Source organism: Pseudoalteromonas sp. CO109Y, assembly GCF_004208935.1.
Classification (GTDB): Bacteria; Pseudomonadota; Gammaproteobacteria; order Enterobacterales; family Alteromonadaceae; genus Pseudoalteromonas; species Pseudoalteromonas shioyasakiensis.
The window spans coordinates 1-18420 of record NZ_SGPD01000028.1; the positions used below are offsets into that span (position 1 = coordinate 1).

The 18420-nt window shown below is 41.4% G+C and carries 19 protein-coding genes and 1 tRNA gene; 12 read left to right on the forward strand and 8 right to left on the reverse strand.

All coding sequences use genetic code 11. The features are described from left to right. Positions 1-212: 212 nt before the first annotated feature. The 7 genes from EXT43_RS11755 to lolB form a co-directional block, all read right to left on the reverse strand. Positions 213-289, reverse strand: a tRNA-Met gene (locus tag EXT43_RS11755). Between the two features lie 637 nt (positions 290-926). Next, complete coding sequence (ychF, locus tag EXT43_RS11760; RefSeq protein ID WP_054551655.1) at positions 927-2018, reverse strand: redox-regulated ATPase YchF; 1092 nt, start codon at positions 2016-2018, stop codon at positions 927-929. A 34-nt stretch (positions 2019-2052) separates the two neighbouring features. Then, the gene (gene pth / locus EXT43_RS11765) at positions 2053-2637 is read right to left on the reverse strand and encodes an aminoacyl-tRNA hydrolase (RefSeq protein WP_130167045.1); all 585 of its coding nucleotides are present in this window, start codon (positions 2635-2637) and stop codon (positions 2053-2055) included. A 19-nt stretch (positions 2638-2656) separates the two neighbouring features. Then, positions 2657-3268 carry a 50S ribosomal protein L25/general stress protein Ctc gene (locus EXT43_RS11770; protein ID WP_130167046.1) on the reverse strand — a complete coding sequence of 204 codons (612 nt, stop codon included), beginning with the start codon at positions 3266-3268 and terminating at the stop codon, positions 2657-2659. Positions 3269-3420: 152 nt separating this feature from the next. Then, a complete protein-coding gene (locus EXT43_RS11775; protein WP_054551652.1) occupies positions 3421-4368 on the reverse strand; it encodes a ribose-phosphate pyrophosphokinase in 948 nt (315 codons plus the stop codon). 79 nt (positions 4369-4447) lie between these two features. Then, positions 4448-5314, reverse strand: coding sequence for a 4-(cytidine 5'-diphospho)-2-C-methyl-D-erythritol kinase (gene ispE, locus EXT43_RS11780; protein ID WP_063528694.1), 867 nt, complete (start codon positions 5312-5314; stop codon positions 4448-4450). Between the two features lie 2 nt (positions 5315-5316). Further along, positions 5317-5904 (reverse strand): lipoprotein insertase outer membrane protein LolB, encoded by a 588-nt coding sequence (gene lolB / locus EXT43_RS11785; RefSeq protein WP_130167047.1) that lies wholly within the window; start codon positions 5902-5904, stop codon positions 5317-5319. Between the two features lie 83 nt (positions 5905-5987). Between lolB and hemA the strand changes: the two genes are divergently transcribed. The 12 genes from hemA to rlmM all read left to right on the forward strand — a co-directional run bounded on the left by hemA (position 5988) and on the right by rlmM (position 17353). Further along, complete coding sequence (hemA, locus tag EXT43_RS11790) at positions 5988-7244, forward strand: glutamyl-tRNA reductase (RefSeq protein ID WP_054561815.1); 1257 nt, start codon at positions 5988-5990, stop codon at positions 7242-7244. Between the two features lie 7 nt (positions 7245-7251). Continuing rightward, positions 7252-8337 carry a peptide chain release factor 1 gene (gene prfA / locus EXT43_RS11795; RefSeq protein ID WP_054551648.1) on the forward strand — a complete coding sequence of 362 codons (1086 nt, stop codon included), beginning with the start codon at positions 7252-7254 and terminating at the stop codon, positions 8335-8337. A 2-nt stretch (positions 8338-8339) separates the two neighbouring features. Next, a complete protein-coding gene (gene prmC, locus EXT43_RS11800) occupies positions 8340-9182 on the forward strand; it encodes a peptide chain release factor N(5)-glutamine methyltransferase (protein WP_130167048.1) in 843 nt (280 codons plus the stop codon). Between the two features lie 45 nt (positions 9183-9227). Then, positions 9228-10766, forward strand: a complete 1539-nt coding sequence (locus EXT43_RS11805) for a response regulator (RefSeq protein ID WP_063528691.1) — start codon at positions 9228-9230, stop codon at positions 10764-10766. 21 nt (positions 10767-10787) lie between these two features. Then, the gene (locus EXT43_RS11810; RefSeq protein ID WP_062566202.1) at positions 10788-11162 is read left to right on the forward strand and encodes a SirB2 family protein; all 375 of its coding nucleotides are present in this window, start codon (positions 10788-10790) and stop codon (positions 11160-11162) included. Positions 11163-11294: 132 nt separating this feature from the next. Then, positions 11295-12122 carry a tetratricopeptide repeat protein gene (locus tag EXT43_RS11815; RefSeq protein WP_130167049.1) on the forward strand — a complete coding sequence of 276 codons (828 nt, stop codon included), beginning with the start codon at positions 11295-11297 and terminating at the stop codon, positions 12120-12122. 15 nt (positions 12123-12137) lie between these two features. Next, a complete protein-coding gene (locus tag EXT43_RS11820; protein WP_063528688.1) occupies positions 12138-13391 on the forward strand; it encodes a DUF819 family protein in 1254 nt (417 codons plus the stop codon). 9 nt (positions 13392-13400) lie between these two features. Beyond that, entirely contained in the window at positions 13401-14255 is an 855-nt protein-coding gene (gene kdsA / locus EXT43_RS11825) for a 3-deoxy-8-phosphooctulonate synthase (RefSeq protein ID WP_054561809.1), read from the forward strand. 95 nt (positions 14256-14350) lie between these two features. Then, entirely contained in the window at positions 14351-15247 is an 897-nt protein-coding gene (locus tag EXT43_RS11830) for a transcriptional regulator GcvA (RefSeq protein ID WP_130167050.1), read from the forward strand. 1 nt (position 15248) lies between these two features. Beyond that, positions 15249-15893, forward strand: coding sequence for an alpha/beta family hydrolase (locus EXT43_RS11835; protein ID WP_130167051.1), 645 nt, complete (start codon positions 15249-15251; stop codon positions 15891-15893). Next, positions 15890-16258, forward strand: a complete 369-nt coding sequence (locus EXT43_RS11840) for a DUF423 domain-containing protein (RefSeq protein ID WP_054551639.1) — start codon at positions 15890-15892, stop codon at positions 16256-16258. Before EXT43_RS11835 ends, EXT43_RS11840 begins: the two co-directional genes overlap by 4 nt. A 9-nt stretch (positions 16259-16267) precedes the next feature. Then, positions 16268-17353, forward strand: a complete 1086-nt coding sequence (gene rlmM / locus EXT43_RS11845; RefSeq protein ID WP_130167052.1) for a 23S rRNA (cytidine(2498)-2'-O)-methyltransferase RlmM — start codon at positions 16268-16270, stop codon at positions 17351-17353. 73 nt (positions 17354-17426) lie between these two features. Here rlmM and cysZ read toward each other — a convergent pair whose 3' ends face one another. After that, positions 17427-18152, reverse strand: coding sequence for a sulfate transporter CysZ (gene cysZ / locus EXT43_RS11850; RefSeq protein WP_130167053.1), 726 nt, complete (start codon positions 18150-18152; stop codon positions 17427-17429). Positions 18153-18420 lie beyond the last annotated feature (268 nt).

Genomic DNA, 18420 nt, shown 5'->3' on the forward strand with positions numbered 1-18420 from the left:
GGAGAGACTTGAACTCTCACAACCGAAGTTACTGGAACCTAAATCCAGCGCGTCTACCAATTCCGCCACTCCCGCATACCTTTTGCGTTCGTAGTAAGGGAACCTAAATCCAGCGTCTTAATCAAGACATCGGCCAATTCCGCCACTCCCGCATCATTCGTACTTAAAGTACTGGTAGTTATTTTAAACTCTTCATTGAGCAACAAAAAGAATGGTGGCTAAGACGGGATTTGAACCTGTGACCCCATCATTATGAGTGATGTGCTCTAACCAACTGAGCTACTTAGCCATCTTTTTTGTTAGCACTTCATCGCTGAGTGCGGGGCGTATTATGCTGATATGACCTAAATCCGTCAACACCTTTTTTGCAAAAAAATGCTTATCAGTGTTTGTTTGCATTAAAATTAAGCTAAGTGGCGAAATTTCATTTAAATTGCTGTTTTTTTGACTGCAATTTATGGGTTTAATTCCCAAACGCATAGTAAGAGTTTTAAAACGTACATTTAAAGTTGCTTGATTTTCATACAAAAATCAAGTTTCAAAATTAGTTAGCGTGATCTTTTAGGTGATTTAAACATAAAAAAGTGAAAGCGAATGAATTTATATAGGCTATTTTGTCACTAAGGGGGCTTATTTTTACTTTTAAAATCCCCACAATTTGCTAATCGAGCAGTCAATAGGTCACAAAATTGCTAGCGAGCTTTGAAATCCCCTCTAATTAACTGTTGTTATCACTCATTTGCTTTCGACGACGATTCACTGTTAAGCATAAATAACACCGTACATAACTAAAAAGAACAAGCAGAGGTAAGGCTGCAGAAGTATTAACCACCATGCTTTGATGATTTAGGGAAGGGTTAGTAATATTTAGGCAATAAAAAAGGCTCGTAATAACGAGCCTTTAATAATCGAATGAGCAAATATGCTTATACGTTAAATAAGAAGTTCATCACATCGCCGTCTTTAACGATGTATTCTTTACCTTCTTGACGCATCTTACCCGCTTCTTTAGCACCGCTTTCGCCTTTAAACGCAATGTAGTCGTCAAATGCGATAGTTTGTGCACGAATAAAGCCACGCTCAAAGTCAGTGTGGATTTTACCAGCAGCTTGTGGTGCAGTAGCACCTACTGGGATTGTCCATGCACGTACTTCTTTAACGCCAGCAGTGAAGTAAGTTTGTAATTTAAGTAACTCGTAACCACCACGGATCACTAAGTTAAGACCTGGTTCTTCTAAACCTAGGTCAGCCATAAATTCTAGTTTATCTTCTTCTTCAAGTTCAGATAACTCAGATTCAATCGCTGCACATACTGGAATAACAACCGCATCTTCTGCAGCGGCAATTTCACGTACTTTGTCTAGGTAAGGGTTATTTTCAAACCCATCTTCTGCCACGTTAGCAATATACATGGTAGGTTTGATTGTTAAGAAGTTAAGCGGCTTAATCGCTGCTTTTTCTTCTTTTGTTAGTTCTAAAGAACGTAACGTTAAACCTTCATCTAAGTGTACTTTTACTTTTTCTAAAACAGCATTTTGCTCTTTAGCGTCTTTGTCGCCGCCTTTTGCTTTTTTAGCATTACGAACAATTGCTTTATCAGCACTGTCCATATCAGCAAGTACTAATTCAGTGTTAATTACATCGATATCATCAGCAGGGTCAATTGTGCCAGCAACGTGAACAATGTTTTCGTCTTCAAAACAACGAACAACGTGACCAATCGCATCTGTTTCACGAATGTTTGCTAGGAATTGGTTACCTAAACCTTCACCTTTCGATGCGCCTTTTACTAGACCGGCAATATCAACGAATTCCATCGTCGTTGGTAAAATACGCTGAGGATTTACGATAGCGGCTAAATCATTCAAGCGCGCATCAGGAACCGGTACCACACCCGTGTTAGGCTCAATGGTACAGAAAGGGAAGTTAGCGGCTTCAATACCCGCTTTAGTTAGTGCATTAAATAGAGTTGATTTACCAACGTTTGGCAAACCAACGATGCCACATTTAAAACCCATAGTAAGATACCTTGTGTAATTTCATTAAAACGTATTAAGGTTTAAATGAATGTAGTCTGTTTTGTGCTTTTAACACACCATCTTTTGCAAGTATTTCCATACAACGAACTGCTTCGTCAACGGCGGCGTCCATTTTTTCTTGATCGTCTTTCGCGGCTTTACCTAGCACCCAGCCTGTTACCATTTCTCGGTGACCTGGATGACCAATGCCAATGCGAAGGCGCATGAAATCTTTTTGGTTTGCCATTTTCGCAATAATATCTTTTAAACCATTGTGACCGCCGTGGCCGCCACCTTTTTTAAGTTTTGCAACCCCAGGATCTAAGTCCATTTCGTCATGAGCAACGAGAATGTTCTCAACAGGGATTTTAAAGAAATTAGCGAGACTACTCACCGCCTTACCACTTAAATTCATATAAGTTGTAGGGATCAGTAATTTAAATTCTTGGCCTTGAATAATCACTTTGCCGGTGAGGCCGTGATATTTAGGATCATGTTTGAGTGTGCAGTTATAACGTGCAGCCAGTTCTTCGATGAACCAAGCACCTGCATTATGGCGTGTGTTTGCGTATTCGGGGCCTGGATTAGCCAGGCCCACAAGCATTTGAATAGAATTCAAGGTGTTTACACCTTAAAAATTATTCTGCAGCGTCTTCTGAAGCTTCTTCTTCAGCTGGAGCTGCTTTGTTAGCTTTAACAGTAACAACTGACTGATCGTGATCAGCGCCTTTAGTTAGCTCAACAGATGCAACACCTGAAGGAAGTTTAAGGTCAGAAAGGTGGATTGAATCACCAGCTACTAAATCTGAAACGTTAACTTCAACGAACTCAGGAAGTGCTTTAGGAAGACACGTGATTTCGATTTCAGTTAATTGGTGAACAACAGTGTTACCAGCTTTAGTTACTTTCTCTTCACCGATGAAGTGTACAGGCACTTTAGTGTGAAGTTTGTGAGTAGCATCTACACGTTGGAAGTCTAAGTGAGTGATCTTAGGCTTGTACGGGTGACGTTGAATATCTTTAAGGATAGCTTCAACTGACTCGCCACCGATGTTTAAAGTAAGGATGTGCGTGTAGAAACCTTCGTCTTCTTGCGCTTTGATCATATCTTTGTGTGCAAGAACGATTGATGCAGCTTCTTTGTCAGCACCGTAAAGGATTGCAGGAACTTTATCTTCACGGCGTAGGCGGCGGCTCGCACCAGTACCTGTTTCTGTACGTAATTCTGCATTGTATGTGTAAGTTGACATAATGTCTCCAATAATTAATAGTCTTAGGGCCTTTGCGACCAAGGTCCCCAGCCAAAAGGCGCGCTATCATACCACCCCTTTCAGGGAAAATAAATAACGACTACAAAAAAAGCACCTAAGCGGTGCTTTTTTTAGTATTGCAGTAATGTTGATTAGTGTTCAAACATCGCTGAAATAGATTCTTCGTTGCTGATACGACGGATTGTTTCAGCAAGCATATCTGCAAGTGTAAGCACTTTGATTTTATCAATTGCTTTAAGCTCATCAGATAGTGTGATTGAGTCAGTTACGATAACTTCGTCAATGACTGAGTTACGAATGTTCTCAGCTGCATTACCTGAAAGTACTGGGTGAGTAGCGTAAGCAAATACGCGTTTTGCACCGTGTTCTTTAAGCGCTGCTGCTGCTTTACATAAAGTGCCACCGGTATCGATCATGTCATCAACGATGATACAGTCACGACCTTCAACGTCACCAATAATGTGCATTACTTGTGAAACGTTTGCTTGTGGACGACGCTTGTCGATAATTGCAAGGTCTGTGTCGTTTAATAGCTTAGCGATTGCACGAGCACGAACAACACCACCGATATCAGGAGAAACAACAACAACGTCATCGAAGTCGCGTTCTTTCATATCTTCAAGTAGAACTGGGCTACCAAATACGTTATCAACTGGTACGTCGAAGAAACCTTGGATTTGTTCAGCGTGTAAATCAACCGTTAGAACGCGGTCAACACCAACACTTGAAAGGAAATCTGCAACTACTTTAGCTGTAATTGGTACACGAGCAGAACGCACGCGGCGGTCTTGACGTGAATAACCAAAGTAAGGGATAACGGCAGTAATACGTCCAGCAGACGCACGACGTAGGGCATCAACCATAACGATAAGCTCCATTAAGTTATCGTTAGTAGGGTTACAGGTTGATTGGACAATGAAAACGTCAGAGCCACGAACATTTTCATTAATTTGAACACTGATCTCACCGTCACTAAAACGGCCAACAACAGCATCGCCTAATTCAATATACAAACGTTTTGCAACTTTTTGAGCTAGCTCAGGTGTTGCGTTACCAGCGAAGAGCTTCATGTCAGGCACGGTAGGGTTCCTCAGGCACTGAATTTTGGGACTAACAGGCTATGGTAGGCACCAAAGCAGGTTAACATTTACTTGTACGTTACTTCATTTCAAAGTGAGCATTTAATGCTGTATGAGCAGGAGAAAGTGTAGCACTACTTGCAACAAAACCTGTCCATTTTTCTGGTAATTGAGCTAAAACTTGTTGTGCTTGTGCCTCGGTTGAAAACTCAGCAAAGCAGCAAGCGCCTGTACCAGTCATCTTTGACGGGGCGTATTTTAGCAACCACTGCAGGGCTTTTTCAACCTCGGGGCAGAGCTTTTTAACTAAAGCCTCACAATCATTGCCTAAATTTTCTGTTTGCCAGTCTGCTTTTAGCTTAGGTGTGTCGCGCTTTAAATCTGGGTGGGTAAAAATTTTTGCGGTGCTCACATGCTGCCCTGGATGCACCACACAGAACCAACTTTGCGGTAATTCAATATTTTCTAGTTGCTCGCCAATCCCATGCGCAATGGCAGTGTGACCATTTATAAACACTGGTACATCAGCGCCTAATTTCACCCCAAGCTCTGCTAATTCTGTAAGTGATAAATCACAGCCCCATAGTTTATTAAGAGCAAGTAGGGTAGTGGCGGCATCAGATGAGCCGCCGCCTACACCACCGCCCATTGGCAAACGTTTTAATAGCTTTATTGAAGCGCCTTGTTGGCAATTACAGTGTTGTTGTAATAAACGGGCTGCTTTATATATAAGGTTATCTGCAAGCTCAATACCGTTTGTATCACCAGTTACAGAAATATCTGGCTCGTTACTAACCGTAAAAGTTAAGTCATCACCAAACTCTAAAAAGGTAAATAAGGTTTCGAGTTCATGGTAGCCATCTTCACGGCGACCATTTATATGAAGGAATAAATTAAGTTTTGCAGGTGCTATTAAAGTTAGCGGGGCGGTTGAAGCGTGTGTCATGATTAATTTAACTGCCAATCATTAAGTTGAATTTTAATACGAATTTTATTGTTTTTAAGGCTTAGCTTAACAGGAAGCCAATAACCATCTTGTTTGATGTAGTCTGAATAGGTTATTTGCCACTGTTGGCCATTGTTTGCTTGCCAGATAAGACTTTTTAAACGGCCTTGCTCATCATAGCTGGCTTGGTCGTTTTCGACGGTGCCTTTTAGCCATTTTGCGGCATTATCCAATGGGATTGAAAAACCGGTTAAACGATATAACAACATTGAGGCATCACGGTCGGTATAAACATTGTCGTCATACTCAAGTTCAGCACCTTGTGCATTTTGTTTTAAAGACAAAATGCGGGTACCAATAAAACTGGTAAGTACCATGTCACTGTATTGCTCATCATGTTGCCAATTTAAATTGGCTGACTGGCGCTGCTCTGTACTAATAAATGCCATTTTGCCTTGCACTTGCCATTGAGCTTGTTGTTCTAATCGGCTTTTCCAGTCAGGATAAATGTAATCAACTGTTGAAATTTTTTGCGCACAACCGCCGATAAATAAAAAAAACATGAATAAAATCAAATATTGTTTAATCAAATGTCGTTCCTTACTTTCCATATTCCGCTGATTTTTGGTAAAATTAATGCCTTTACAGCTGGGCTTAGCAATATTTGGTACATATGACCATCGTAGCACTTGGTATAAATCACAAAACCGCATCCGTAGAATTACGCGAAAAAGTCGCGTTTTCGCCTGAGCAAATGTCTGAGGCGTTACAGCAATTAAGTGGTCATGCGCATTTTAATGAAGCGGTTATTGTTTCGACCTGCAACCGAACTGAAATCTATTGTAGCCTTGCCGAGCGTAATTCCCAAACCTTGTTGCGCTGGTTAGCCAGTTTCCATGGTTTGGATGAACAAGAACTGAGCAACAATATCTATTACCATGAAGATCACGAAGCAATTAATCACTTAATGCGGGTGTCTTGTGGTCTAGATTCGTTAGTACTTGGCGAGCCGCAAATTTTAGGGCAAATAAAACAAGCCTACCATAATGCAAAAACTCACGATGCCATTGGTGTAACCTTTGACCGCTTGTTTCAAAAAACATTTTCTGTGGCAAAACAAGTTCGTACCGAAACTGACATCGGTGCTAGCGCCGTATCGGTTGCTTATGCTGCGGTTAATCTTGCGAAACATATTTACGGCAAACTAGATAAAACCAATGTACTGCTAATTGGTGCAGGTGAGACGATTGAATTAGTTGCTAAGCACTTATACCAAAACGATCCGCAAAAAATCACGGTGGCAAACCGTACTATTGAACGCGCTAAAACGTTAGCCAGTGAGGTAAACGCGGATGTGATTGCGCTTGCCCAGTTACCTGAGCGTTTACACGACGCCGATATTGTTATTAGTTCAACCGCTAGTACCTTGCCTATTATTGGTAAAGGGGTGGTAGAGCAGGCGTTGAAAAAGCGCCGCCACAAACCAATGTTATTTATCGATATTGCGGTACCGCGTGATATCGAAAGCCAAGTAGGCGAATTAGATGCTGCCTATTTGTATTCAGTTGATGACTTACAAGCCATAGTAAGCGAGAATATCGCCGCCCGTGAGCAGGCTGCGGAGCAAGCGCAAGCTATTATTCGCTCACGTACCGATGAATTTGCTATGTGGTTGCGTTCACTCGATTCGGTGGATCTTATTCGCCATTATCGCAACGATGTACAAGATATAAAGTCAGAACTTGTCGAAAAAGCTCTTGGCCAGCTACAAGCAGGTAAAGAGGCAGAAAAAGTAATACTCGAGTTGGCAAACAAACTGACCAACCGCTTGATGCACGCACCTACCCGTGCCATTCAAGATGCTGCTAAAAAAGGTGAAGCAGCGGAGTTAAGCCAATTAAAGAAAATGTTAGGTATTGATCAGGAATAGTCGTTAAATGAAAGAGTCTGTTTATAGAAAATTAGAAACCTTAGTTGAGCGTTATGAGGAAGTGCAAGCGCTACTAAGCGACCCCTCTGTGATCAGCGACCAAAATCGCTTTCGTGCCTTATCTAAAGAATACTCAGAATTAGAAGAAATCGTAAAAGCATTTTTAGCTTACCAACAAGCGCAAGATGATGTTGCTACAGCAGAAGAAATGTTAAAAGACTCTGATCCTGATATGCGTGAAATGGCGCAAGAAGAATACAAAGAAGCAAAAGCACAAATTATTGCATTAGAAGATGAAATCCAAATTCTAATGTTACCAAAAGACCCTAAAGACAATAATAACGTTTATTTAGAGGTTCGTGCCGGTACCGGTGGTGATGAAGCTGCTATTTTCGCAGGTGATTTATTCCGTATGTACAGCCGCTACGCTGAAACTAAAAAGTGGAAAGTAGAAGTAGTAAGTACTAACGAAGGTGAGCACGGCGGTTATAAAGAAGTCATTGCGCATATCTCCGGCGAAGGCGTGTATGGTCAGCTTAAGTTTGAATCAGGTGCGCACCGCGTACAACGTGTACCAGAGACTGAGTCGCAAGGCCGTGTTCATACCTCAGCTTGTACTGTAGCAGTTATGGCAGAAATTCCTGAAGCGGAAGCAATTGAGATTAACCCTGCAGATATTAAAGTCGATACCTTCCGTGCATCGGGTGCCGGTGGTCAGCACGTAAATAAAACTGACTCAGCAATCCGTATTACACACATTCCAACAGGTGTGGTTGTAGAGTGTCAGGATGAGCGTTCACAGCATAAAAACCGTGCCAAAGCGATGTCTGTACTAGGTGCACGTTTACAGCAAGCTGAAGATGAAAAACGTCAAGCGGCTGAAGCGTCAGAACGTCGTAACTTAGTAGGTAGTGGTGACCGCTCTGAGCGTATTCGTACTTATAACTACCCGCAAGGTCGTATTACCGATCACCGTATTAACTTAACACTTTATCGTTTGAATGAAGTGGTTGCCGGTGATTTAGGAAGTGTTATCGAACCTCTAATGCAAGAACACCAAGCTGACTTACTTGCTGCGATGGGCGATGAATAATCGTGCCACAAAGCATTGAACAAGCAATTGTTGCTGCAACGGCGTTGTTAACGCCTAGCAGCGACAGTGCTAAGTTAGACGCACAAGTCCTGTTATTGTCCATTCTTGATAAACCTCGTAGTTATTTATTTACCTGGCCCGAAAAACAACTTACCGAACAGCAACAACTTGATTTTGAACAAGCATGTCAGCGCCGTTTAAATGGTGAACCAGTTGCTCACATTGTTGGTTTCCGTGAATTTTGGAGTCTTCCTTTAAAGGTTAATCCAACAACTCTGATCCCAAGACCTGATACCGAAACATTAGTTGAATATGCTTTAGGCCTTGAGCTTCCTACTGCTGCAAACGTGCTTGATTTAGGCACTGGCACAGGGGCAATTGCCTTGGCATTAGCTAGTGAAATGCCTAATTGGCAGGTGACAGGGGTTGATAGAGTGGCTGATGCAGTTGAGCTTGCCCAAGAGAACAAACAACGACTCAATATTAACAACGCTACTTTTGCGTTGAGCAATTGGTTTAGTGCAGTAAGTACACAAAAGTTTGACCTAATTGTTAGCAATCCTCCGTATATTGAACATGATGATGAGCATTTAAGCCAAGGTGATGTTCGCTTTGAACCGCTCTCTGCATTAGTTGCAGATGACGACGGTATGGCTGATATTAAACAAATTATTACTATCGCACGTGACTATTTAGCAACAAATGGCTATCTTTTAATTGAACATGGCTACAAACAAAGTGTGAAGGTACAAGAATTTTTTGCACAAATGTCGTATAGCCATATACTTACAATTAAAGATCTTGGCGGTAATGACCGTGTAACGTTAGCACAATGGCCTAAATAACAATGAAGTGCACTGTGCGTACATAGCCTTTGAGGATCCCATAGAATGGATGATTTTTTGTTTTCGGATGAAGCACTTGATGAGGTAAATGAGGTGGTTCAGGGTAGTTGGAAAGTCATCGTCGTAGATGACGAGCCAGAAGTACATGCCGTAACAAAGCTTGCGTTGAGTGACTTTGAATTTCAAGATAAACGTTTAGAGTTTATCAGCGCCTATTCGGGTGAAGAAGCCAAGCAGGTAATTCAACAGCATCCAGATGCTGCTATCGTACTACTCGATGTGGTTATGGAAACCGACGATGCAGGCCTCAAAGTCGCTAAGTTTATTCGCGAAACCGCTAAAAATAATCACATTCGTATCATTCTTCGTACAGGCCAGCCTGGGCAAGCGCCAGAGCGCCAAGTTATCGTTAATTACGATATCAATGACTACAAATCAAAGACTGAACTAACAGCACAAAAACTATTCACTGTGGTGATGTCGAGCTTACGTTCTTACCGTGACATTTTATCGATTGAGCAATCTCGCCAAGGCCTCGAAAAAATTATTAAAGCATCGCGAGATATTTTTTCGACTCATTCTCTTGAAAGCTTTATTGAAGGGGTGATGCAGCAACTTACCTCATTGCTAGGTACTGTTGATCAAGCTATGTATGCAACAAGTTTAGTTGCCAGTAACCCGCAAGATAACCAAAAGAAGCTAGTCGTGTTTTCAGGGCGAGGTGAGTTTGAACGCAGTGAAGGCAAGGCGATTGAAGAAGTGCTTGATGAGGAGCAGTTACAAGCCTGTCAGCAAGCCTTGAGTGAAAAAACCATCGTCTACCGTGAAAACTATTTATTTGCTTATTGTTGTAGTGAATGTAATCACAACTCGATGCTATTTATATCCGGTATCCCGAAACATTTAACCGACACTCAGCGCCATTTGATTGAAATTTTCTCGCAAAATGTACAGCTGGCGTATGAAAATGTGCAGCTACAATCTGAAATTGAAGCAACACAGCAAGAGTTAGTATTTAGGCTCAGTGAAGCTTTAGAGCAACGTTCAACAGAAACAGGTAACCATGTAAAACGTGTGTCGCACATTTGTTATGAACTTGCCATGGGCTATGGTCTATCAAAACGCGAAGCAGAGCTTATTCGCTTAGCAGCACCATTGCATGATGTGGGTAAAGTGGGTATTCCTGATGCTATCTTAAATAAGCCTGGGCCTCTAACCGACGAAGAGTGGGCCATCATGCAACAGCATGCTGAAAAAGGTCATTTAATTTTAAAAGACTCAAATCGTGACATTGTTAATACAGGGGCGATTATTGCGTTATCGCACCATGAGCGTTGGGATGGTTCAGGCTATCCGAAAGGTCTAAAAGGTGATGACATTCCAATTGCAGGTCGAATTGTCGCCTTAGCTGATGTGTTTGATGCACTGCGCCATAAGCGCTGTTATAAAGAGCCGTGGTCACTTGACGATGTAGTTAAAGAAATTAATGCGCAACAGGGTAAACAATTTGATCCTAAGCTAATCGAAGTGTTTAATCAGCGTGTTAAAGAAATTGAAGACGTACTTGTACGTTATCCAGATTAATTAAAATAAAATTAGGGGCATATGGATTATTTAGCAGTAAAACATACTCACATGTTATTTGCCGTGTTGAGTATTATCTTATTTTACGTTCGTTCTTTTTCACGCTTAAAGACGGGCGCTCTGGCAAAAAATAAAGTAGTGTTTATTGGCAGCCACAGTATCGACACATTATTACTTGTTTCTGCCGTGGCATTGATTGTAATGGCAGGTTTTAACCCACTTGAACAATCTTGGTTATTAGAAAAGATAATCTTAGTGGTTGCTTATATTGCGCTGGGCATTGTTGCAGCTAAGCAAAGTGCACAAGGCGCGAAGGTTGTATTACTTGCTATAACCACGCTTATTTTATTAGCAATTGGCTATTTAGCGTCTGCAAAAACAGCACTTCTTTTATAACAAATCTCTAGGCGGTATTTGATGGCATTGGCTGTTGTACCGCTTTTTTATATCTCATCGCTCAGTATTGGTAACTTAGGGCAAAAGTAGGTAAACTAGCTGTTCGTTTTTGAAAGAGATGTAGCAGTATAAATGACCACCCCTTGGTTTGAAGATCAAAATGAATCCTATCAAGATGAGGCCTTTGACGCATTTTCTTCTAAAGTGCTTTATCGTTGTATCGACGCCGAATTAAAGTGGGATCAACAAGCTGATTTAACAGCCTGTTATGACACCCTTAATGAGCTTGAAAATACGGTAACAGCTCTTTGCGCTGAATTAAAAGAGCCACATGAGCGTCTCGATAAGTTACTTGATACCTTTTATCAGCAATGGCTGTTTAGCTCATCAAGCTTAAAAGTGCCTGAGTATACGTTAAATAGTTTTAGCTACACCATTACCATGCGCAGTGGCACACAAACCACGCTGGCAATTTTACTTTGTCATTTATTACAGCATGCTGAACTAGACTCCACAGTCACGCTTAGTCAGGGAGACGTGCATGTTCATGTTGGGATGAGTGATGAAGAAGGTTATTTAATTGAGCCAAGTACAGGTCAGCAGAGCTGGTATATAACACCAGAGAATGCCTGTGAAGAAAATGGCGATGAGCAAGAACCGCTTGAACTGATTTTTGAAGAAGAACTTTACAAGCTCTATCTAGCTCAACAAAAATGGTCGTTTATCAGCGAAAGTAAATTTGGCCATGCGTTGCATTGTGTTGAAATGCTGATGGAATTACTTGGTGATGACCCGTATGAGCGTCGTGACCGCGGCTATTTACTTAACCAGCTAGATTGCCCAAAAATGGCACGTGATGACTTGCAGTACTTTGTTAATGAGTGCCCAGATGATCCTGCTATCGAAGTTATTCAGCATCAAATTGCTGAAATAGAAGACAACAATAATACACACCACTAATTTAAAGGAACATTTATGACTGACGCCCACAGTGCGCTAATTACCAATGACGCAGTCGTACTTGGTTTGCTTGCCGTTATTTTGGGGTTTATTTTTAAGACCTCACACAGTAATAATGCTGCCTGCCAAAAATTTTATAAATATGTACCGGCATTATTGCTTTGCTACTTTTTACCATCACTACTCAATACCTTTGGGATTGTTGATGGTCATTCTTCAAATGTATATTTTGTGGCGTCGCGCTATTTACTGCCAGCTTGCTTAATATTGCTTACCATTAGTATTGATTTAAAAGCGATCTTAAACCTTGGGCCAAAAGCATTAATCATGTTTTTAACAGGCACCATGGGTATTGTTATCGGTGGCCCACTGGCTATCTTAGTTATGAGTGCTGTTTATCCAGAGGCTGTGGGTGGTCATGGCCCTGATGCTGTTTGGCGTGGTATGACGACCATTGCCGGTAGCTGGATTGGTGGCGGCGCAAACCAAGCTTCAATGAAAGAAATGTTTGAAGTAGGCGGCGATATCTTCTCTGCAATGGTGACTGTTGATGTGATAGTAGCTAACTTATGGATGGCTGTACTGTTATTAATGGCAGCAAACCACAAGGCGATTGATGCTAAAACAGGCGCAGATACGCGTGCAATTGAAGATTTAAAAGAGCGCGTAGAAAAGTATCATGCTGAGCATGCGCGCATGCCAACTCTAAATGATTACATGACGATTATCGCAATTGCCTTTGGTATTACAGGCCTTGCGCATTTTTGTGCTGACTTTCTAGGTCCGTTTTTTGGGGCTAACTTCCCATGGGCACAAGAGTACAGTTTAAACAGTAAATTTTTCTGGCTAATCGTTATCTCTACCACAATTGGTATTAGTTTATCGTTTACTAAAGTTCGCCATATTGAAGCTTTTGGCGCGTCAAAAGTAGCATCAAGCTTTTTATATATTCTTGTTGCTTCAATTGGCTTACACATGAATATTACCGCGATTTTTGACTCGCCAATGTACTTTGTACTGGGTGTGATTTGGATGATTACCCATGCAAGCTTAATGCTTATTGTGGCGAAACTAATTAAAGCACCGCTGTTTTATATGGCAGTAGGCTCTCAAGCAAATGTAGGCGGCGCAGCATCAGCACCTGTCGTTGCATCAGCTTTCCATCCGTCTCTTGCGCCAGTAGGTGTATTACTGGCTGTTTTGGGCTATGGTGTTGGTACCTATATGGCTTATATTTGTGGATTAATGCTACAAGCTGTTGCACCTTAAGGAATAGAAATGAACAACCAGTTAATTAAAATTAACGAGATTGAACTAGCCAACGACAAACCATTTGTATTGTTTGGCGGCATGAATGTACTTGAATCACGTGATTTAGCGATGCGTATTGCGGAGCATTACGTAGAAGTAACATCAAAGCTAAACATTCCATACGTTTTTAAAGCATCTTTTGATAAAGCAAACCGCTCTTCAATTAACTCATACCGTGGCCCGGGCATGGAAGAAGGTTTAAAAATCTTTGAAGAAATTAAATCTACTTTTAATGTGCCACTTATCACCGACGTACATGAGCCGCATCAAGCTGCTCCTGTAGCTGAAGTGGTTGATGTAATTCAATTACCGGCATTTCTTGCTCGTCAAACTGACTTAGTTGTAGCCATGGCAAAAACTGGCGCTATTATCAATGTGAAAAAGCCACAGTTTTTAGCACCACACGAAATGCGTCATATCATTAAAAAGTTTAATGAAGCGGGCAACAACAATGTTGCACTGTGTGAGCGTGGTACGAGCTTTGGTTATAACAACCTAGTGGTTGATATGCTTGGTATGGATGACATGAAGCCTATGGCACCGGTTATCTTTGATGCAACGCACGCATTACAACGCCCAGGTGGCCGAGCTGACTCTGCAGATGGTCGCCGTGCGCAAGCTGCAGAACTTGCTCGCAGTGGCATGGCATTAGGTATTGCGGGTCTATTCATTGAAGCGCACCCTAATCCGAATGAAGCAAAATGTGATGGTCCATGTGCATTAGCACTAAGCAAGCTAGAAGGTTATTTATCGCAAATGAAAGCGGTTGATGACTTAGTTAAGAGCTTTGCACCACTCGATACCAGCGCAAGCGATTTATAAGTATTTAAGTATGAAAAAGGCGACCATGGTCGCCTTTTTTTATTTGTATCGCTATAATCGACGCATAAGAAAAACTAATTCTAAGTTTGGTGTTTATGTCTCGTCGTTTACCTCCTTTAAATGCATTAAAAGCATTCGAAGCCGCTGCCCGCCATTTGAGCTTTACCAAAGCAGCAGAAGAGCTATATGTAACGCAGGCTGCGGTGAGCCACCAAATTAAAACCCTTGAAGATCATTTAGGTTTAAAGCTGTTTTTACGTAAGAATCGTTCTTTGCTGTTAACCGAAGAAGGCCAAGGCTATTTTTTAGATATAAAAGAAATTTTTACCCAGCTGATCGATGCCACAGAAAAACTACTTGCCCGCGGTGCGAAAGGGTCATTAACGGTAAGTTTAACGCCAAGCTTTGCGATTCAATGGTTAGTACCCAGACTTAGTTTATTTAATGAATTACATCCAGAAATCGACGTGCGAATTAAGGCGCAAGATCAGGATGAAAATTCACTTTCTGACGATGTTGATATTGCTATCTACTACGGCCGTGGTCACTGGAGCGGGGTGCAGACATATAAGCTGCACACTGAATACCTAGTGCCGTTATGTAGCCCATTGTTGTTAACGGGCCCTAAGCCGCTTAATCAACCCAGTGATTTAGCAAATCATACCTTATTGCATGATACCACACGTAAAAATTGGAAAACCTGGATGAAAACGGCAGGTGTACGTAATGTACAAGTTAACCAAGGGCCGATTTTTAGTCACTCATCGATGGTATTGCAAGCCGCGGTGCATGGTCAGGGTGTTGCAATTGGAAATAGCGTATTAGCAAAACCCGATATTGATGCGGGCAGACTCGTCATTCCATTTAGTCACTCATTAGAAAGTAAAAATGCTTACTATTTAGTGATCCGCGAATCGCAAACAGAGCTTGGCAAAATAGTCTCCTTCAAAGACTGGATGCTGAGCTTAGTTGAACAAGAACAAGAGTATTAACATGTTACAGTGGTTTAAAAGTGCAACGGGCAAGGCGCGTGCACAGTTTATATTTGCCCATGGAGCAGGGGCAGGCAGTGATTCTGAGTTTATGCAAACAATGGCTAACTTGATTAGTCAGCATGGAATTGATGTAGCCTTGTTTGATTTTCAGTATATGCAAATTGCAAAAGAAACAGGCAAGCGTAGGCCACCCGAGCGTGCTCCTAAGTTACTAGCCTACTTTAGTGAAGTTTTAGCCGAGCGCCAGCCAGAATTACCGCTATTTATTGGGGGTAAATCTATGGGGGGGCGTATGGCTTCTATGCTCTGTACCGAGCAGGAGCAAGCTCAAATTGCTGGCGTGGTTGCTTTTGGGTATCCATTTCACCCACCGGGTAAACCCGAAAAACTTCGCATAGACCATTTTGTTGATATGCCATGCCCTTTTTTAGTCCTGCAAGGTGAGCGTGATACGTTTGGGAATCAGCAAGAACTCGCTGAGCTTGAAATGGTTAATCCGCCAGAGATTAAATTTCTCAAAGATGGTGACCACTCATTAAAACCTCGTAAAAAAAGTGGCATTACAGAACAAGAAAACTTACAGCAAGCTGCAGATTATGCAGCGCAGTTTATTATGAATTTAGTCGCTGGAGATGCGAAATGATCAAACTATATTTAATGATTGGTAGCTTATTTTGCATGCTTTCGGTAATGCTTGGCGCATTTGCTGCTCATGGTTTAAAAAGCCGCGTTTCTGAGTATGCGATTGGAATTTTTAAAACCGCTGCTGAATACCAAATGGTGCATGGCCTTGCATTGATAGCAATTGCTATCTTAATTAAGTGGGGCATGAACTTAAGCTGGGCTGGTGGATTTTTTATCGCAGGTACCGTGTTATTCAGCGGTAGTTTGTATTTACTCGCACTAACGGGCATGAAGTGGCTTGGGCCTATCACCCCAATTGGCGGTGTTTGTTTTATTATTGGTTGGGCTATTTTGTTAGTTCAAGCAGCACGATATAAGTTTTAAGGGTTATCTATGTCGAGTGTAGTTATTTATTGTCGCAGTGGTTTTGAAAATGATGCCGCTGCTGAAATTACTTTTCAGGCTGCTGAACAAGGCTTTGCAGGTTACGTAAAAACAAAACCAAATACGGGTATTGTTGTTTACGAATGTTTTGATGCAAGCCACGGTGAAGAAATCATCAAAAAAGTAGATTTCAAGAATATGGTATTTGCGCGCCAATGGTTCACTGGCACTTTAGTCGATAACATGCCACTTGAAGACCGCGTTAGTGCTATTGTTGATGCTGCCGCTGAGTTTCCTGAATGTGGTGACCTACGCGTAGAAACGCCAGACACTAACGAAGGTAAAGAGCTTAGTAAGTTCTGCAAGAAAATTTCGACGCCACTGAAAAAGTCACTTGAAAAGCGCTCGAAGGTAACACGCGAGCTTGCCGAGAAAAAACCAGTTATGCATGTGTTATTTTTAGCCAACGACAGTGCTTATGTTGGCTACTCATACACATTTAATAATTCGCCATTCTTTATGGGCATTCCGCGTTTACGTATGCCTAATGATGCGCCGAGCCGCTCAACATTGAAACTTGATGAAGCCTTTAACGTATTTATTCCACCTCATGAAGCTGAAGAGCGTATGCAACCTGGCATGCGAGGGGTTGATTTAGGTGCTTGCCCTGGTGGTTGGACTTATCAGCTGGTGCGCCGTGGCATGTTTGTAAGCGCAATCGATAATGGCCCTATGAATGATGACTTGATGGAAACTGGTCAGGTTAAGCACTTTAGAGTAGATGGTTTTAAATACCGCCCAGAAAAGCGCAATATTCAATGGTTAGTGTGTGACATGGTAGAAAAGCCGGCTAAAGTAACCAATCTTATGATAGATTGGGCGGTGAACGCTTACGCAAAAGAGCTTATTTTTAATCTTAAACTACCGATGAAAAAACGTTTTGATAGCGTTTACGAGTGTTTAAAAATGATTAAAGAAGAGCTTGAAAAGTATGGTGTAAGTTACGAACTACAAGCTAAGCATTTATATCATGACCGTGAAGAAGTCACCGTACATTTAAATGTAACTAAGGTGCCCCAAAGCCTCTATAGTTAACCTTAATTTGAAATTAAAAAGGCCAATAGCTCACCCTATTGGCCTTTTTATTAGGTATCTGAAAACCTAAATTTTAACGGTATTTACTACGGTAATTATCGACCCATAATCGTGTGCCACCGCAAACAGCAACGGGCATAACAATTAGGTTTACGAATGGGATAGCTGTTAAAATCATTACCGCTAATCCAAAACCATAAGAAAGTGTTTGCTTTTGCTTTAAGTCGTCTTTCATTTCATAAAAGCTAATTTTATGGTTATCGAATGCGTAGTCTTCGTATTGCACCGCATACATCCAACAGGTGAATAACACCCATAAAACTTGCCCGATCACAGGTAAAATCCATAATAAAATAAAAAAGCCTATGGCGCGCGGTAGGTAATAGCACAGTTTTGTCCATTCTCGGCCGAGCATACGTGGCACATCTTTCATCGTATCGAAAAGGCTGTCGTCATTAATTTTTTGCCCAGTTAAGTAAAGCTCAACTTTTTCACTGAGTAGGCCGTTGAATGGGGCTGCTATAAAATTAGTGATTACCGTAAAGAGCATGCTGTAACTAAATAGAATTACCAGTACGGCAATCGGCCACATTAGCCATTCGAGCCAGCTAAGCCATTCGGGTAATAACGAGTTCATGTAAGCGAAGCCATCGGTAAGCCAGCCATATAAAAAGAACAGCGAACTACCAAAAAGCAGGATATTGATTAATAAAGGAATAAGTACAAAACGTTTCAACCCCTTTTGGCTAATTAATTTAAAGCCAGAAAAGAAGTATTCCATACCTTGAGTGAACTGCACGAGAAAACCTCATCTTTTTTCTTGTTGTTTCAAGTATATGGTTTTAACGATATTTGAACAGCTTTTTTCCGTAACAAAGTGTTTAACTCTTTACGTGGACAGTCACTTTAAGCCTAGGCCTTAGCTGTATTCAAAAGGAATAAATTTAAATGGACAGTCACTAAATTTAAGTGCTCTTGCAGTACAAAAGTTTTTGTCTACACTTTAGTTACAGCTAATGCATTTCAAATTATCAGTTCAAGGAGTGGACGATGGCTTTAGCAAGGAA

Bases quoted from the DNA above. Each gene is read 5' to 3' on its own strand.
- prfA (WP_054551648.1), top strand. From the start codon at position 7,252: ATGAAAGAGTCTGTTTATAGAAAATTAGAAACCTTAGTTGAGCGTTAT.
- EXT43_RS11805 (WP_063528691.1), top strand. From the start codon at position 9,228: ATGGATGATTTTTTGTTTTCGGATGAAGCACTTGATGAGGTAAATGAG.
- EXT43_RS11830 (WP_130167050.1), top strand. From the start codon at position 14,351: ATGTCTCGTCGTTTACCTCCTTTAAATGCATTAAAAGCATTCGAAGCC.
- kdsA (WP_054561809.1), top strand. From the start codon at position 13,401: ATGAACAACCAGTTAATTAAAATTAACGAGATTGAACTAGCCAACGAC.
- hemA (WP_054561815.1), top strand. From the start codon at position 5,988: ATGACCATCGTAGCACTTGGTATAAATCACAAAACCGCATCCGTAGAA.
- EXT43_RS11810 (WP_062566202.1), top strand. From the start codon at position 10,788: ATGGATTATTTAGCAGTAAAACATACTCACATGTTATTTGCCGTGTTG.
- EXT43_RS11770 (WP_130167046.1), bottom strand. From the start codon at position 3,268: ATGTCAACTTACACATACAATGCAGAATTACGTACAGAAACAGGTACT.
- EXT43_RS11840 (WP_054551639.1), top strand. From the start codon at position 15,890: ATGATCAAACTATATTTAATGATTGGTAGCTTATTTTGCATGCTTTCG.
- ychF (WP_054551655.1), bottom strand. From the start codon at position 2,018: ATGGGTTTTAAATGTGGCATCGTTGGTTTGCCAAACGTTGGTAAATCA.
- rlmM (WP_130167052.1), top strand. From the start codon at position 16,268: ATGTCGAGTGTAGTTATTTATTGTCGCAGTGGTTTTGAAAATGATGCC.
- ispE (WP_063528694.1), bottom strand. From the start codon at position 5,314: ATGACACACGCTTCAACCGCCCCGCTAACTTTAATAGCACCTGCAAAA.
- EXT43_RS11820 (WP_063528688.1), top strand. From the start codon at position 12,138: ATGACTGACGCCCACAGTGCGCTAATTACCAATGACGCAGTCGTACTT.
- EXT43_RS11835 (WP_130167051.1), top strand. From the start codon at position 15,249: ATGTTACAGTGGTTTAAAAGTGCAACGGGCAAGGCGCGTGCACAGTTT.
- EXT43_RS11815 (WP_130167049.1), top strand. From the start codon at position 11,295: ATGACCACCCCTTGGTTTGAAGATCAAAATGAATCCTATCAAGATGAG.